Genomic DNA, 16,331 nt, shown 5'->3' on the forward strand with positions numbered 1-16,331 from the left:
ACCGGCTTCAGGATCTAAGGTAGCGATTCCGCTATTTTAATATACAAATAAGGCCAGCCAACAGATTGTCGGCTGGCCTTATTTTTATTGCAAAACTATCATTATGCCGTCAGCAAATGCTCCATGTTACGATCAATTCCTAGACGTTGGCATATATGCTGTGGAAGAAGACGGCGAGCTGAAATTCTCGGACGTGGCATTTCTTGAACTTGTACGTCTGCTCCATATAGCGTCAAATATTCATCATAATTATCAAAGGAGGCTCTATCCTTATAATCGATATACGTCTCTGCCGGTACGCCATTGGCGAGAATAGCTTCATGCCCCCAGGACTCGATATGATAATAGGTCACCTCGTCATCCAGTTCCTCCAAGGGGACATAATCAATGGAAGCTCCATTCACCAACACACTCGCGTTGATCAGCAGATCGTCAACGACAATACCGTGACCCGCCGTGAGCACCAGATCGGAGGACGGGACCTCATGCGCAATGGCGTTCTTGCGGATCTTGATCGCTTGGAGATTTTCGTTGAAATCTCTTGGCTTGGTGGTCTGCTGACCTATCCACTTAATACTTATCGTCCGGTTATCCGCTGTCGTAATGTCATCACCCACCTTGAGGGATTCCACCCGCTTGGCACCCTGAGGTGTCATGATGTCCGTGCCCTTGGCAAAACAGTTGATATCAACAGATAACAGGCCATCAGAATCCAATACATCAACATCGATGACATCATTGCTATCATCGGTGTCACTATCTCCAACACTTACGTCCAATAGTGCCATAATACATGCTCCCTATGAACAATGAGACTAAGACTAAAGTTGATACTATCTAGCAAACTTAATACTACGTTTCTAGTATCGTATATTAATAAGTTATGATGTGTGCAAATATATAGCAAAGAACTCCTTCTTATTTGCACAGTAAAATCATAATATTTGATAGGTTGGCTTTACGCGCGCTTAATAGTTAACACTGGCCCGATAAATTAAAACACTAAATAACTGCACTGATCGTATTAGAACAACTTTGGGCTCGAGGACGACGTGATCAGACGCGCACTATCCCTCAGCACTGATGAGACATACTGATGCAGTCTCATCAGCCGCCATGCTATTGTAGGAGTCTGACTCACTATCAGAATATTTTGCCCTGTCGGAAGCGGCCCGATTCCATCCACCCGGAATGGGCTGCGCTAAATGACAGTATTCGCTCCATATTCAATGGCGTCCCTGTCCCCACGACCGCCAGGCAGGAGCCGCAAGGAGCGCAAGGAGAGAGTTTCATGGACGAAATGATCGTGTTATCTATCAATGAGCATCAGGACCTCAACGCCCACTCCCCCTTGGCGATCCTGTCAAGCGAAGAAGGCTTCACCTTACTTCTCGCCAAAACACAAAACGCCACGTACCTTGTGATCGCGCAACATATGGGGCGAACCGTCTCAACGCTAGAGCTCGCGTCTGCTCGCTATGCCGAGTTTGTGATTCAGCTGATTGATGAGCACATCCGACAACATCCCGGCCTACAGAGTGAAGAGCTCAACACGCACATTGTCCTCAAGGCCAAGGATCATTTACCTCGTACTGCCATGCCCGGCGATTTCCTCGGCCCTGCTGCGTGATCCTCGACGGCCACCGACGCAGCTCAGCCTCGGGTGGCCGCCCTGCCGACATTGTGGTAACCCCTTGATCTGACATGGCATCATCGGTAATCGGCATTATTGTGGGTGGCGCTTGAGCGGCCCTGACGGGTGACTCGACGACCGCACGCGCGCAACCGCATGTGGCGGGTCCTCAGCAAGTCCCATCGAGATTCGTTCCCACGCGCGCAAAGGCTTGCCCTCTTGCCGACACCCCATCATCATCAAGGGAAAGACCGCTTCAACTTCAAGGACTTCCTCTTTGGCAACACGTCACTCCTCCGGCCTTTCTCCCCGCGACATGAAACAACAACTGCTGGACAAGGCGCGTGCCCGTCGTACCCAGACGACCGCTCGCGTGGCGGACGACACAGGCGACGATGTGTTTGCCAGCAAGCCAGCACCGCTGGTGATCAGCGATGACTTCGTACGTTTCGATCGCCAGCCCGGTTATCAGCAGCTGAGCATGATGCAGCAGGCCGGTGCCGCCTTCGGCGTGCCGGAGCCCTTCTTCCGCGTGCATGAAGGCTGCGCCGGCGCCACCACATGCATCGATGGGCGTGAGCTGGTCAACTTCGCCAGCTACAACTACCTCGACTATTCCCGTCATCCCGAGGTGATCAAGGCCGCGGCCGAGGCGGCGGCCCATTACGGCACCTCGGTGTCGGCCTCACGCGCCGTCTCCGGTGAGCGCCCGATCCATCGACAGCTGGAAGCGGCGGTGGCGCGCACCTACGAGGTGGAGGATGCGGTGGTGTTCGTCAGCGGTCATGCCACCAACGTGTCCACGCTGGGCTATCTGCTCGGCCCGAAGGACCTGATCCTGCATGACGAGTGGATCCACAACAGCTCGCTGGTCGGCGCTCAGCTCTCCGGCGCTCGTCGCATGCCCTTCGCGCACAACGACCCGGATGCGCTGGAAGCTCTGCTCAGCAGTCAGCGCGGCAAGTTCGAGCGCGTGCTGATCGTCACCGAAGGCCTCTACAGCATGGACGGCGACGTGCCGGACCTGCCGCGCCTGATCGCCCTCAAGCAACAGTATCGCTGCTGGCTGATGGTCGATGAGGCCCATTCCTTCGGCGTGCTCGGGGAACGTGGGCTCGGCCTGAGGGAGCACTTCGACATCGCTGCGCGTGACGTCGATATCTGGATGGGCACGATGAGCAAGACGCTATCCGGCTGCGGCGGCTACATCGCCGGCTGCAAGGAACTGGTCAGCATGTTGCGCTACTTCGCGCCGGGCTTCCTCTACTCGGTGGGCATGCCGGCACAGGTCGCCGCCCCGTCACTGAAGATTCTCGAACTGCTCCAGGGCGACGATGCCAGACAACGCATCGCCCGCCTGCATGCTGTCTCCGGCTACTTCCTTACACGCGCCCGTGCGCTGGGGCTGGATGTCGGCGACAGCCTGGGCGTCGCGGTGGTGCCTGTCATCCTCGGCAGCTCCCTGGTGGCGGCACGCCTCTCCAACCAGCTGTTCGAGGCCGGCTTCAACGTCCAGCCCATCCTGCACCCCGCCGTGCCGGAGAAGAGCGCCCGTCTGCGCTTCTTCCTCTCCTGCGAGCACACCGAAGCCCAGGTGGATGCCGTCCTCGAGACCCTCATCCAACAGCTGAACGACATCAAGGCAGGGCTCTGAGGGTTGTCAGCCCACACATGACGGATCGATCAGTTCTGCCATTTCACACCCCCAGAACGAAAAAACGCGGCCCTGCTCAAAAGCGGGGCCGCGTTTTTATCACGAGATCGTCATTCCCGAAAATCAGTGCTTGAGTGACACCTCAGTCGGTGAGCCTCAAGCCTGATCTCCCGAAAGCTCGTTCAACACCTGCTCGAACACCTCTTTAGGCTGGGCCCCGTTCAGAGCGCTGCGACGATTGAAGACGAAGGTCGGCACGCTGGAGATGCCCATCTTCTGCCACTGGGCTTCGTGCGCCCTTACCTGCTGGAGGGCTCCCGGGTCGTCCAGTTTTGCCAGCCCTTCAGTGGCATCCAGCCCGACCGCGGCCAGAGCGTCCGCCATCACGGCGCGGTCCGACATGTCCTTCTGCAAGGTGAAGTAGTCGGCGTAGAACTGCATCATCAGGTCATGCTGCATGCCCTGTTCGGCGGCGTACTCGAGCAGAACGTGGAGCTCGAGGGTATTCACCATGCGCATGTCGTCGAAGAAATTGAAGACCAGGCCTTCCTCGGCTGCCAGAGCGGTCAGATTGCGACGTACCTCGGCACTGGCCTTGGGCGTGGTGTCGTACTTGCGCTCGATATGGGCGCGCAGATTCTCGCCATGTGCCGGCATGTCCGGATTCAGCTCGAAGGGCTGCCATTCGATCTCGACGCTATCTTCCAGGCCGAGTGACTGAATGGCGCTCTCGAGGCGCTTGTAGCCGATCACGCACCACGGGCACATCACGTCGGAGACGATGTCGATCTTGAGCTTGTCTTGCATGTCAGTTCTCCTGAGCGGTGAAGCAGCCTCCTTCACCCCACATGAATAGTCGTGAGCAATTGCTCAAATTTTGCGCGTACTGTAGACCCGTCATCTTCGCAGGTCAAAATACTCTCAGGGTGCCTGCAGTGTCTCGAGGCGTCGCTCGTGGGCGCGCAGCGTGCCCCACACGATCGCCAACCAGAAGGCGTAGACCATCACGCCACTGGCCTGGGAGAACATCACCCAGGTCATCCCGAAGTCGAGGAAGGTCAGCGGCAGTAGCACGCCGGCGACAGCCAGTGAGCGCAATGTCAGATCATCGCTGTCCAGGCGACGGTAGAAGAGTCGCAGCGGCACCAGATAGAGTGCCAGCAACGCCAGCAAGCCCAGTACTCCGCGCTTGACCCAGGCATCAAGAAACTCGTTGTGGGGATGCTCATAAGGTTGGACGTGGCGACTCAGCTCTCCCCGCTCGATCATCGTATCACGCGCCTCGGCATATCCCGTCTCGCCCCTGCCCAGCCACGGCTGCTCGGCAATCATCATGAAGGCGCCCCGCCACATCTCGAGACGCGCCCCCGCAGAGGTGCCGGCATTACGGTCCTCAACGTACTTCGTGACATCCGAGACGCCGGCTTCGACACGTTGCTGGATACCGGTGGCCGGCATCATCACCATCAAGGCGATCACCCCGGCGCACATGAAGACGCCCAGCCTGAGCACACGGCGTGAAATCACCTCACCATAACTGCGATACAGCACCCAGGCCGCAAAGGGAAAGCCGATCCAACCGCCGCGTGTCCCCGACATTAACGAGCCAATGATGCCGAACGCCCCGCCAACCAGCAGCGCCAGTATCCAATAGCGCCGCCGGGCACCTGCCTGACTCATGGCCCAGCCAAGTCCCGCGAGACACATCAGCCCCATCAACATGCAGATATCGCCGAAATTGATGGTGTTGGTAAAGCCACCGGCGCGGTGCACGCCCCACACCAGCTTCTGCCACATCGCCCAGCTGCCGGTCAGCACGCTGCCGAGGATCAACCCACCCCACATCGCCCCCAGCGACGGAGGACACGACAATACGAGCAACAGCACCGGCACAGCCAGCAACAGGCGGATAGGCACGCCTGCCGTCTGCCACGCATCCCCCTGCAGCAGGATGCTCACCAGCAACAAGGCTGCGAGGCCCGCCATCACGCCGATGACGGTCACGTCCTCCTTGCGAGGCGCGCGCAGCAGCGTGCTCGGCTCGCGCAGCAGCGTGCTCGGCTCGCGCAGCAACCCATAGCCACTGAGCAACACCAGCAGTGCCGGCCCGATGCTATAGCCAGAGGGCACGACCAGACTGAGCAGACCGAACAGGAAAACGCCGCAGGACACGGGGCGCGACGTCACCGAGGGAACATCGGCGTCAACGGGGGATGAAGCTGAACGAGCGAGGGAATCGTATGACGGCATACCTGGCCTTCCTGACCCAGTGATGACTCTATGAAGGATGGCACGAGCCACTCAGGCGCATGCTGCAGAGGGCTATTGAGGGCTCCATGGGAGGGATAGCCTGACACAACTGCCCTCCTCCTTGGCATCAGGCAAGCAGCATGAAAGTCTTCACCTATGCCCTCTCTACCCGGTGCCCTGTGAACCCATATGAAAACGCCGCATCACGAGGATGCGGCGCTTGGGGTGGTGCTTGAAACTGTCAATTCTCGATCAAGGTCGCTCTCGATCACATCGGGAGACGACTGTGACAGAGAGGTACTGCCCTATCTGCCAGCGTAGTTGTCACCTAAACGGATTGAGAGGTGATCAACGTGCGTTATTCCACAGAGCGTAAGGAAGCCATCCTCAAGAAGATGGCGCCGCCTATGAGCATGGCCATCCCGGAATTGGCCAAACAGGAAGGCATCACTGCAACAACCCTCTACAATTGGCGGAAACAGGCCAGAGAGCGAGGACAAGTTTTGCCATCACGTTCCACCCAGCCCGACCAGTGGACCAGCCAGGAGAAGTTCCAGATCGTCCTGGAGACGGCCCCGATGAACGAGGCCGAACTCAGCGCCTATTGCCGCGAGCGTGGGCTCTACCCCGAGCAGGTGGAAGCCTGGCGGGATGCCTGCATGAACGCCAACGACGACGTGGCAGCGCAGGCCAAGCAACAACGCCAGGCTCGCAAGGCGGAGCAAAAGCGGCTCCGTAAGTTGGAGCGCGAGCTGCACCGCAAGGACAAGGCCCTCGCCGAGACGGCGGCCCTGTTGACCCTGTCAAAAAAAGCCGAGGCGATCTGGGGCACGACCCACGACGAGGACGACTGACCAGCCTCCCGGATCGCCAGCGCATCGTGACCCTGGTGCAAGACGCCCAGCGTGACGGGGCTCGGCTGGCCAAGGCCTGTCAGGTGATGGGCATCAACGTGCGGACCTACTACCGCTGGGTCGCAGAAGGCGAAGTGACGGCGGACCGCCGCCCCGACGCCGATCGCCCGGAACCGGCCAACAAGCTATCTCCCGAGGAGCGAAAAGCGATCGTGGCGTTGTGCAACGCTCCAGAGTACCGAAGCCGCCCTCCGGCCTTCATCGTGGCCGATCAGGCTGACAAGGGCCGCTATCTGGCCTCTGAGTCGACGATATACCGAGTGCTTCATGAATATGATCAGCAACATCACCGGGGCCGACAGCAGGCCCCTCAGCGTAAGCGCCCACCGACCACTCACCAGGCGACGGCGCCGAACCAGCTTTGGTGCTGGGACATTTCGTGGCTGCCCGGTCCCGCGCGCGGCACTTGGTGGTATCTGTACCTGATAATGGACGTCTTCAGCCGCAAGATCGTCGGGCACGAGATTTATGAAACAGAGACTGGCGAGCTGGCCGCTGAGTTGATTCAGAAAACCTGCTGGCGAGAGCGCCTGACAGATCGTCATAAACCCTTGATTCTGCATTCAGATAACGGCAGCCCGATGAAGGCAGCGACCTTCCTGGAAAAGCTCTATGACCTGGGCATCACTCCCTCGTACAGCCGACCGCGAGTCAGCAACGACAATGCCTTCGCCGAGTCGGCCTTCAAGACGCTGAAGTACCGGCCGGGCTTCCCCGTCGACGGGTTCGCCACCCTGGCCGAGGCTCAGGACTGGGTTCAGCAATTTACCGAGTGGTACAACCATGAGCACCGGCACAGCGCCCTTCGCTACGTCACGCCGAGCCAGCGTCATGACGGCGAGGCCAAAGGCATTCTGACGCAGCGCCGAGAGGTCTTCGAGGCCGCGAAGCAGCGTCACCCGGAGCGATGGTCAGGTGACATCCGAAAACTCGACCTGCCGGAGATAGTGCATTTGAATCCGGAGCGGGATCCGATACCGCAGGCAATAGGGTTTTAAAAAGCCAGAACCACTTCATGTGCCAACTATGTTGACAGATTCCGACTGTGAAAAATGGCTAACCAAACATGTGTCACTAATTTATTCTAACTATAAAAGTGCTATGTCGACAACAAATTTTATATAGCCAAAATCGTATTCATATTATTTACACCCCTCTTAATCTAAGATGGAACAACTAAGAACTCATACAAATAATCTAGTAGCTGTACAACAACCAACTTATGCAAAGCAGTCCTTGATATGTTGTATATGTGAGCCGACAAGGAAAACTAAGTATATCAGTATTAGTTATACATTTACCTTAGACCGAAAAACATATGGCGTGGAATTATTTATCCAATTCTGGCATGGCTTCTCGATGTATTTAAAAGTTAGTCTTGAAATTAAAACAACCGCTATAATGTAAGGTATATAGATAGCATCGTTAAAGATTCCAATCCCAAAATCTATAGTACGCTGCCCATCTACAGTATACATAAATGAATAATCAAAAATAATCTCAGAAACTTTCGAGATCGCCTTGATAAAAGTAACAAACCATGCATGTGTCAAATATATCGAAAACGATAGAATACCTAAATTACGAAATACAGACATCATTAACAATCTTGAAATAATCCCAGAATCGCGTGAAAAAATAATAACTGTACCGAAAAACAAAACGGGCATAAGATATGCTAACGTATCCGTAGATTGTATGTCGAAACTGATGAACAAGGTAAGTATTAAAAACAGCATAAAAATCTCTAAAAAGGATTTTATTTTAATTCTATCATGTATATGATAAGCAACCACACCTAAAAAAAACGAATAAAAACATCTTAAAATTGCTAATGAATGCGTATCACCCATTGTTGAATATGAATATAATATGGTTACAGAAGCTATGGATATAACTAGAGAAATCCAAGCTATCTTTCTAATAGTTACTAGCCAGCACACTAGAGCAAACAAGACATAAGTATAAAACTCTACACTTATACTCCATGAAGGGATATTCCAAGTAGTTTCATTATTAATTCCCAGTGCCTGAATCAAAATTAAATTTTGTAAAAAACTTGAAAAAGAGAATCTTTCACCTAAATCTATACCTAAAAATAAATTTACTAACGCAAAAGGTATAAAAGCAAGAGTCATAAAGATATGCAAAGGCCAAATTCTTGCTAATCTTCTTTTAATAAATAAGATGAACCCTTTATAATTATGCACCTTATTATTATAGCTGGAAGTTATCACAAAGCCACTGAGAACAAAAAAAAACTCAACAAATAGATAGGAATTATTCACTATATTAGAATTTGAAACAACACCCGACACATTTAAGTGGTATATAACGACCATTAACGCACAAATACCTCTAAATCCATCAAGCGACCGATATCTCATCATTCTATTGCCCTTGTTCGGTTTATATAGGAAACTATAAATAATTGTACTCTTTTGTTACCATTTTCAAATACGAATCTTCAATCTTTATACTAAAAATTGCATTTAAATCATGACTCTAAGATAATATTAAAGGTTTTGTTTACTCCCATACTAACAATAATTGTACGACAACCTAAAACTCCTTCACATTCAAATCATCTTAAGTAAGAGCAGAGAAATTTTATAATGGAAAAATCTAGGCAAGCTTAACTCTGAAAATACCAACTATTGTAGTTTACATTGCTCTTTATACGATACTAAATGGGCGGTTTTACAAAATCCCTAAATATCGAAATTAAAGCTTAAATGTAGGGTCTCGGATGTTCAATTGACTGGAATAAGCTATCCTTTGCTTGCTGCCAGAGGGCTTCTTCGTCAGTTCGTTCAGGAGCATCGAGGTGGACATCAAGCTTCATAAGCAAGCGACTACCACACCCAAGGTCCGTACTGAGATACAGGCCGCTCCTGCCCACATCCCGGACACGGTATTGGCGGAGCGCTTTGGCGTGAGTGATATGACCATCCGCCGGTGGCGGCATCGAGACGACGTCTATGATCGTCCTCACACGCGTCATAACCTCCTGGCCACCCTCAATAGGGAGCAGGAAGAAGTGCTCATCGCCGCCAAAACGTTCCTTCGTCTGGGGCTGGATGATCTCCTCGTGGTGGCTCGTGAGTTTCTTCATCCGACCCTTTCCCGCGCAGCCTTGCACCGGATGTTGAAAAGACGGCAGGTGCCGACACTTGCCGAGCTGGCACGCCAGGACCAAGAGGACAACAAGCAGGCTCCCAAGGCATTTCGGGACTACGAGCCAGGCTACCTGCATATCGACATCAAGTACCTGCCACAGATGCCCGATGAGACCCAGCGGCGGTACCCCTATCTGCCAGCGTAGTTGTCACCTAAACGGATTGAGAGGTGATCAACGTGCGTTATTCCACAGAGCGTAAGGAAGCCATCCTCAAGAAGATGGCGCCGCCTATGAGCATGGCCATCCCGGAATTGGCCAAACAGGAAGGCATCACTGCAACAACCCTCTACAATTGGCGGAAACAGGCCAGAGAGCGAGGACAAGTTTTGCCATCACGTTCCACCCAGCCCGACCAGTGGACCAGCCAGGAGAAGTTCCAGATCGTCCTGGAGACGGCCCCGATGAACGAGGCCGAACTCAGCGCCTATTGCCGCGAGCGTGGGCTCTACCCCGAGCAGGTGGAAGCCTGGCGGGATGCCTGCATGAACGCCAACGACGACGTGGCAGCGCAGGCCAAGCAACAACGCCAGGCTCGCAAGGCGGAGCAAAAGCGGCTCCGTAAGTTGGAGCGCGAGCTGCACCGCAAGGACAAGGCCCTCGCCGAGACGGCGGCCCTGTTGACCCTGTCAAAAAAAGCCGAGGCGATCTGGGGCACGACCCACGACGAGGACGACTGACCAGCCTCCCGGATCGCCAGCGCATCGTGACCCTGGTGCAAGACGCCCAGCGTGACGGGGCTCGGCTGGCCAAGGCCTGTCAGGTGATGGGCATCAACGTGCGGACCTACTACCGCTGGGTCGCAGAAGGCGAAGTGACGGCGGACCGCCGCCCCGACGCCGATCGCCCGGAACCGGCCAACAAGCTATCTCCCGAGGAGCGAAAAGCGATCGTGGCGTTGTGCAACGCTCCAGAGTACCGAAGCCGCCCTCCGGCCTTCATCGTGGCCGATCAGGCTGACAAGGGCCGCTATCTGGCCTCTGAGTCGACGATATACCGAGTGCTTCATGAATATGATCAGCAACATCACCGGGGCCGACAGCAGGCCCCTCAGCGTAAGCGCCCACCGACCACTCACCAGGCGACGGCGCCGAACCAGCTTTGGTGCTGGGACATTTCGTGGCTGCCCGGTCCCGCGCGCGGCACTTGGTGGTATCTGTACCTGATAATGGACGTCTTCAGCCGCAAGATCGTCGGGCACGAGATTTATGAAACAGAGACTGGCGAGCTGGCCGCTGAGTTGATTCAGAAAACCTGCTGGCGAGAGCGCCTGACAGATCGTCATAAACCCTTGATTCTGCATTCAGATAACGGCAGCCCGATGAAGGCAGCGACCTTCCTGGAAAAGCTCTATGACCTGGGCATCACTCCCTCGTACAGCCGACCGCGAGTCAGCAACGACAATGCCTTCGCCGAGTCGGCCTTCAAGACGCTGAAGTACCGGCCGGGCTTCCCCGTCGACGGGTTCGCCACCCTGGCCGAGGCTCAGGACTGGGTTCAGCAATTTACCGAGTGGTACAACCATGAGCACCGGCACAGCGCCCTTCGCTACGTCACGCCGAGCCAGCGTCATGACGGCGAGGCCAAAGGCATTCTGACGCAGCGCCGAGAGGTCTTCGAGGCCGCGAAGCAGCGTCACCCGGAGCGATGGTCAGGTGACATCCGAAAACTCGACCTGCCGGAGATAGTGCATTTGAATCCGGAGCGGGATCCGATACCGCAGGCAATAGGGTTTTAAAAAGCCAGAACCACTTCATGTGCCAACTATGTTGACAGATTCCGGTACCTGTTCGTGGCCATCGACCGCGCCACGCGCTGGGTCTATCTTGAGGTGCGCTCCAGCCAGTCAGCGAAAGACGCAGAGGGGTTCTTCCATCGCGTTATCGACAAGGCACCGTTCAAGGTTCAGAAGGTGCTGACAGACAATGGAAAGTGCTTTACCGATCGTTTCACGTCGGGCGGTGAACGTAAGCCGACAGGAAGCCATCTTTTCGACAAGGCCTGTGCACAGCATCATCTCGAACACCGGCTCATCAGTCCGGGTCACCCCCAAACCAACGGGATGGTCGAGCGCTTCAATGGCCGTATCAGCGATGTGCTGACGACTCGACGCTACGAATCGAGGAAGGATCTGGAGCAGACACCCAAGCGTTACTGTTGGCTCTACAACCACTACATCCAGCAGAAAGCATTACATCATCAGACGCCGATATCAGCCATGAAAGATTGGCAAAAAAGGCGGCCCGAGCTTTTCCACAGGCGGGTAATCAATCAGACGAGACCCGACAACTAACAACAATTATGCCCTCTATCTATGTAAATAAAATTGATCTAATTTCAACTGCGCAGCCCAAAAAGTTTAAACACAGAATCAATCGTTGCCGAACAGATCGCGAGTGTAAACCTTGTCGACCACATCGGCGAGCTCTTCCGCCATGCGATTGCTCAAAATAACGTCTGATTTCTGCTTGAACACCTCGAGATCTCGCATGACGCGTGACCCAAAGAAGGTGTCCTCTTCCAGTACCGGCTCGTACACCACCACTTCCACACCCTTGGCCTTGATGCGCTTCATCACGCCTTGCATGGCACTGGCGCGGAAGTTATCAGAGCCGGACTTCATCACCAGGCGATACACCCCCACTACCTGCGGGTTGCGCTTAAGCACGGATTCCGCGATGAAGTCCTTGCGCGTGGTGTTGGCATCGACGATGGCCTGGATCATGTTGTTCGGCACTTCCTGATAATTGGCCAACAACTGCTTGGTATCCTTCGGCAGGCAGTAACCCCCATAACCGAAGGACGGGTTGTGATAGTGCTGGCCGATGCGCGGGTCCAGCCCCACCCCTTCGATGATCTGCCTGGCGTCCAGGCCATGTGATTCGGCGTAGGTATCCAGCTCATTGAAGTAGGCGACGCGCATTGCCAGATAGGTATTGGCGAACAGCTTGATGGCCTCCGCCTCGGTGCTATCAGTGAACAGCACATCGACACCCTGCTTGATGGCACCTTCCTTGAGCAGCCCAGCGAACACCTCGGCACGCTCGGAGCGCTCACCGACAATGATGCGTGACGGGTGCAGGTTATCGTACAGCGCTTTGCCTTCACGCAGGAATTCCGGCGAGAACATCAGATTTTGAGTCTGGAAACGCTCACGCGCCTCAGCCGTATAGCCCACCGGTACAGTGGACTTGATGACCATCACCGCGTCAGGGTTGATGTCACGCACATCCTGAATCACCGCTTCCACACTCTTGGTGTTGAAGTAGTTGGTGGTAGCATCGTAATCCGTCGGCGTCGCGATGATCACGAAATCAGCATCGCGGTAGGCCTCTTCCTTGTCGAGGGTAGCGCAGAAATTCAGATCTCCACGCGCCAGAAACTCAAGAATCTCATTATCGACGATAGGTGAGATACCACGGTTCAGGCCTTCCACCTTCTCTGGCACGATATCCAACGCGACGACTTCATGATGCTGAGACAGCAGCATGGCGTTGGAGAGACCGACATAGCCGGTGCCTGCGATGGCAATTTTCATTGCTGAATCCTGTGAGTATGATGAAGTGGCCAATATAGCCAACATAGTGAAAAAGAACCGACCTGGTACAAAGACCGGATATCGGACATCATGGCTAGTCACCAGCGCTTAATACGTCATGATACAGCGCTTCTATGTTTCGTACTCTCTGCTGAATATCATGCTCAGTTTCTACCTTGGCTCTTCCGGCGGCACCCAAGCGGATACGTATGCTAGCATTCTCAAGTAGTTCTACCAACGCACTGGCCAGAGACCCAGTGTTTTCCACGGGGAACAGCAGTCCATTCTCTCCATGGTGGACAAGATGTCGATTCCCGGGGATATCTGAAACAATGACTGGCAGCCCGCAACCCATCGCTTCAAGGATGGCTAAGGGCATACCTTCCCACCGAGAAGGCAAGACAAAGACATCGCAGAGACGAAGCAGTTCAGGCGTATCAGTCCGCCACCCCAGAAAATGGACATGTGGCTCAAGACCTGCAAGCTTGATCCTGGCTTCCAAGGATTCCTTCAAGGCACCGTCCCCCACCAGTACCAGGTCTGCCCCTGGGTCACCTGACTCCCAGAGTTGGCAGTAAGCTTCAACGAGACACGCTGGATTCTTCTGCTCCCATAATCGCCCGACCATCATGACCAATTTACGATCAGCTGGAAGGCCTGCCTCCACCCTCATGGCCTCACGATTAGCCTCAAGAGATAACGGGTGAAATTTTTGAAGATCTATTCCATTAGGGATGATTTCGATGCGCTTGTCGGTAAGTCCAAGTTTTTCTCGGCAAATCTTTGCATCATCCTCGTGTAGGCAAATGACACGATGAGAACAACGTGCACCTATCCACTCCATCGTGTGGAAAATTCTACGCTGCAAAGAGTTTGTGGCTGCAGGAAATGCGAAACCGTGCACAGTATGAACAACACAAGGTACACCTGCCCATTTCGCTGCTAAACGTCCTATTACGCCTGTCTTACTGGAGTGAGTATGAACAACATCAAATTTTTCACGACGAAAACAATTCCAAAGATGCCAAAGTGCTTTCAAGTCCAGTACCGGATGGATCTCCCGTACCAAATAGGGTACAGAAATAACGTCTGTGCCACTCTTTTCAGCTCCCTCAGTAAGGGGGCCTCGTCCCCTACAGAATAAAGCTTTTCTTGTATCACTTGTCAGCCTCTCAAGCTCATCAAGTGAGACACGCTGAACACCACTTAAAAGTGGTAACAATTGTATGTGCGCAATATTCATTTATTTATCTATGTTTATCTTTGATCTAAGGGAGACTGGTAGCAATGAATACAGCAACTTAGCAAATACATAAGGTACAAGATTTATGTTATTAGTGCTCACGGCATACGAAATCTGTAATCTAAAGGTGGCACCTATATAACTAAATCTTTTTCTGCCTTCAAAAGACTGAGCCTGATGGATTCGCTTAGCGGTCATTTTTGATGACATACATATAACCTTAAATCCATTAACCTTGCTGCGCAAATATAACTCGTAATCTATAAGCTTATTAATCCCAAGATTATAACCATTAATACTAAAATAGTCTTCTTTACGGAAAACTAAAGAACTATGGCATAAGGGATTACGCTTAATCAGATCACGAAGCGAGTAATGATTTAAGACATCTAGTTGTTCATTATCAACACTATCAAAGTCGGCATCTTGACTACCTATAACTTTTTTATAGCCAGTAAACAAAAGCGTCTTTTTAGGTAAATTCTGCAAGTGTTTAATTTGATTAAAAGATTTCATCGGATGGATATCATCGTCCACATCTAAAATACCGATTAAATCATGACTAGCTTGCCTTACCCCTAAATCTAATGCCTTAGCACGTCCAACTCCATCTGTTTCAACCAAGTTGCAATTTACTTTAGGATTGTTAGTGATATAGTCTCTAACCAAGCTCACGGTAGAGTCTTCAGAACCATCATCAATTATAACAACTTCTAAACTTACTCTTTGTTGATTTTCCAGAGATTCAATACATGATACAATGAAATCTTCTCCGTTTTTAACAGTTACTACATAAGAAATTTTCATTTAATATCCTATTTGCATGGGAGGCATATATACATATGCCATTACTCCACCAATCGATATAACAAACAAATACATGTAAGCGATACCTAAGTTAGAATCACTCAATATATATGCGCCATTCTTATCTTGAGACTTAGCGAACATCAGAAGTGATATTATAGGTATCAAATACCAAGAGTAAGTACCAACTCTGTCGGAGTAAGGCATGAAAAACATAAGTATAAATACTGAATTTAATATCAGATAATTAGTAATAAAAAACTCTAGCGAAGGTGTTTTTCTTAATCTGAAAAGAGGAGCCAATATATATACAAGTATTGGCAAAAAACTAATAGACCAAAAATCAAATCTAAACCCTGTCACATATCCTGTAGAATTAGATATATGTGAATATTCCCCTAGTATGCCAGAGTCAATAAGCAATCTTCGTATAAAGGTTTCAGGTAGTTCCAAGTAAGAAATGATTGAAATTGCAAGCCATGCTAATACCAACTTCCCTGTATATTTGTTAATCTTAGTATAGTGCACCAAATAAGCTACACAACATAAAACCGAAGTCTTGTGAAATGAAATTGCTATTAAAATAAAAGCTAAAGAAATTATGATCTTATTTTCAAGAATACTTTTATAGAACAACATGATAAAGCATATAGCCATACCTTGCCGTATAACATTAACATTGAGATTAATATTTACAAAGAACCCCATATATACTAGGACAAGAAAAAGCGTGGCTTTACCGGAAGTAAATTTATAAAAAAAATAAATACTTAGATATACTTGTGTTAATGATATTAGAAACTTAACTTCCACACCACTAAAGATCAAACTAAGCAAGTAAGAGTATGTAGTAAAGCCAATTTCAAATCGAAAGACCTCTAATGCTTCTGTAAGAGTATAGTTTGAAGCTTGTCTAAAAAAATCAATATAGACATCTGTATCTGAACCTACTTCTTCACTTCTAAGAGAGAAGAAGATAATAGAAAATACAGCATATACAAAAATTGATATAACAGAAACTGCTCTTCGATTCAGGTATAAATTATGCTCTAGAAAATAAACAACAGATAAACCAAATATAAGGAAGCTATATATTATCGGCATTAACCTTCCT

General features: G+C 51.5%; 12 protein-coding genes and 2 pseudogenes. 6 read left to right on the top strand and 8 right to left on the bottom strand.

Going from position 1 to position 16,331, the window contains the following annotated elements; genetic code table 11:
• Positions 1-101 precede the first annotated feature (101 nt).
• Positions 102-788, bottom strand: a complete 687-nt coding sequence (locus tag AC26AR_RS09940; RefSeq protein WP_488106911.1) for a Hint domain-containing protein — start codon at positions 786-788, stop codon at positions 102-104.
• A gap of 503 nt (positions 789-1,291) precedes the next feature.
• On the opposite strand from AC26AR_RS09940, the gene AC26AR_RS09945 reads away from it, so the two are divergent.
• Both AC26AR_RS09945 and AC26AR_RS09950 read left to right on the top strand, forming a co-directional pair.
• Positions 1,292-1,630, top strand: a complete 339-nt coding sequence (locus AC26AR_RS09945; RefSeq protein ID WP_488106912.1) for a hypothetical protein — start codon at positions 1,292-1,294, stop codon at positions 1,628-1,630.
• A gap of 319 nt (positions 1,631-1,949) precedes the next feature.
• Positions 1,950-3,287 (top strand): aminotransferase class I/II-fold pyridoxal phosphate-dependent enzyme, encoded by a 1,338-nt coding sequence (locus AC26AR_RS09950; RefSeq protein WP_488107900.1) that lies wholly within the window; start codon positions 1,950-1,952, stop codon positions 3,285-3,287.
• 156 nt (positions 3,288-3,443) lie between these two features.
• On the opposite strand, the gene AC26AR_RS09955 is transcribed toward AC26AR_RS09950, so the two are convergent.
• Positions 3,444-4,094 carry a DsbA family oxidoreductase gene (locus AC26AR_RS09955; RefSeq protein ID WP_488106913.1) on the bottom strand — a complete coding sequence of 217 codons (651 nt, stop codon included), beginning with the start codon at positions 4,092-4,094 and terminating at the stop codon, positions 3,444-3,446.
• A 114-nt stretch (positions 4,095-4,208) separates the two neighbouring features.
• A complete protein-coding gene (locus AC26AR_RS09960; protein WP_488106914.1) occupies positions 4,209-5,537 on the bottom strand; it encodes an O-antigen ligase family protein in 1,329 nt (442 codons plus the stop codon).
• A 395-nt stretch (positions 5,538-5,932) separates the two neighbouring features.
• Here AC26AR_RS09960 and AC26AR_RS09965 point away from each other — a divergent pair.
• A protein-coding gene (locus AC26AR_RS09965; protein WP_245163163.1) for an IS3 family transposase occupies positions 5,933-7,449 on the top strand; the annotation gives its coding sequence in 2 pieces (ribosomal slippage) (positions 5,933-6,367 and positions 6,370-7,449; 1,515 coding nt in all).
• Positions 7,450-7,740: 291 nt separating this feature from the next.
• Here AC26AR_RS09965 and AC26AR_RS09970 read toward each other — a convergent pair.
• Complete coding sequence (locus AC26AR_RS09970; protein WP_488106915.1) at positions 7,741-8,841, bottom strand: acyltransferase family protein; 1,101 nt, start codon at positions 8,839-8,841, stop codon at positions 7,741-7,743.
• Positions 8,842-9,278: 437 nt separating this feature from the next.
• Between AC26AR_RS09970 and AC26AR_RS09975 the strand changes: the two are divergent.
• The 3 genes and pseudogenes from AC26AR_RS09975 to AC26AR_RS09985 all read left to right on the top strand — a co-directional run.
• Positions 9,279-9,767: pseudogene (locus AC26AR_RS09975) on the top strand (transposase family protein); the annotation flags it as partial.
• 83 nt (positions 9,768-9,850) lie between these two features.
• Positions 9,851-11,367, top strand: a protein-coding gene (locus tag AC26AR_RS09980; RefSeq protein ID WP_245163163.1) for an IS3 family transposase whose coding sequence is annotated in 2 segments (ribosomal slippage) — positions 9,851-10,285 and positions 10,288-11,367 — 1,515 coding nt in all. Because the reading frame shifts where the segments join, the coding sequence is not laid out codon by codon here.
• Between the two features lie 42 nt (positions 11,368-11,409).
• Positions 11,410-11,922: pseudogene (locus AC26AR_RS09985) on the top strand (DDE-type integrase/transposase/recombinase); the annotation flags it as partial.
• Between the two features lie 78 nt (positions 11,923-12,000).
• Here the strand turns inward: AC26AR_RS09985 and AC26AR_RS09990 are convergent.
• From AC26AR_RS09990 to AC26AR_RS10005, 4 genes are all read right to left on the bottom strand, one after another.
• Positions 12,001-13,167, bottom strand: a complete 1,167-nt coding sequence (locus tag AC26AR_RS09990) for a nucleotide sugar dehydrogenase (protein WP_488106916.1) — start codon at positions 13,165-13,167, stop codon at positions 12,001-12,003.
• A 94-nt stretch (positions 13,168-13,261) separates the two neighbouring features.
• Entirely contained in the window at positions 13,262-14,410 is a 1,149-nt protein-coding gene (locus tag AC26AR_RS09995; RefSeq protein WP_488106917.1) for a glycosyltransferase family 4 protein, read from the bottom strand.
• A complete protein-coding gene (locus tag AC26AR_RS10000) occupies positions 14,411-15,217 on the bottom strand; it encodes a glycosyltransferase family 2 protein (RefSeq protein ID WP_488106918.1) in 807 nt (268 codons plus the stop codon).
• Positions 15,218-16,321 (bottom strand): EpsG family protein, encoded by a 1,104-nt coding sequence (locus AC26AR_RS10005; protein ID WP_488106919.1) that lies wholly within the window; start codon positions 16,319-16,321, stop codon positions 15,218-15,220. It lies immediately after the preceding gene.
• Positions 16,322-16,331 lie beyond the last annotated feature (10 nt).

The sequence above is a fragment of the Cobetia sp. PS-4MA genome (genome assembly GCF_057670765.1).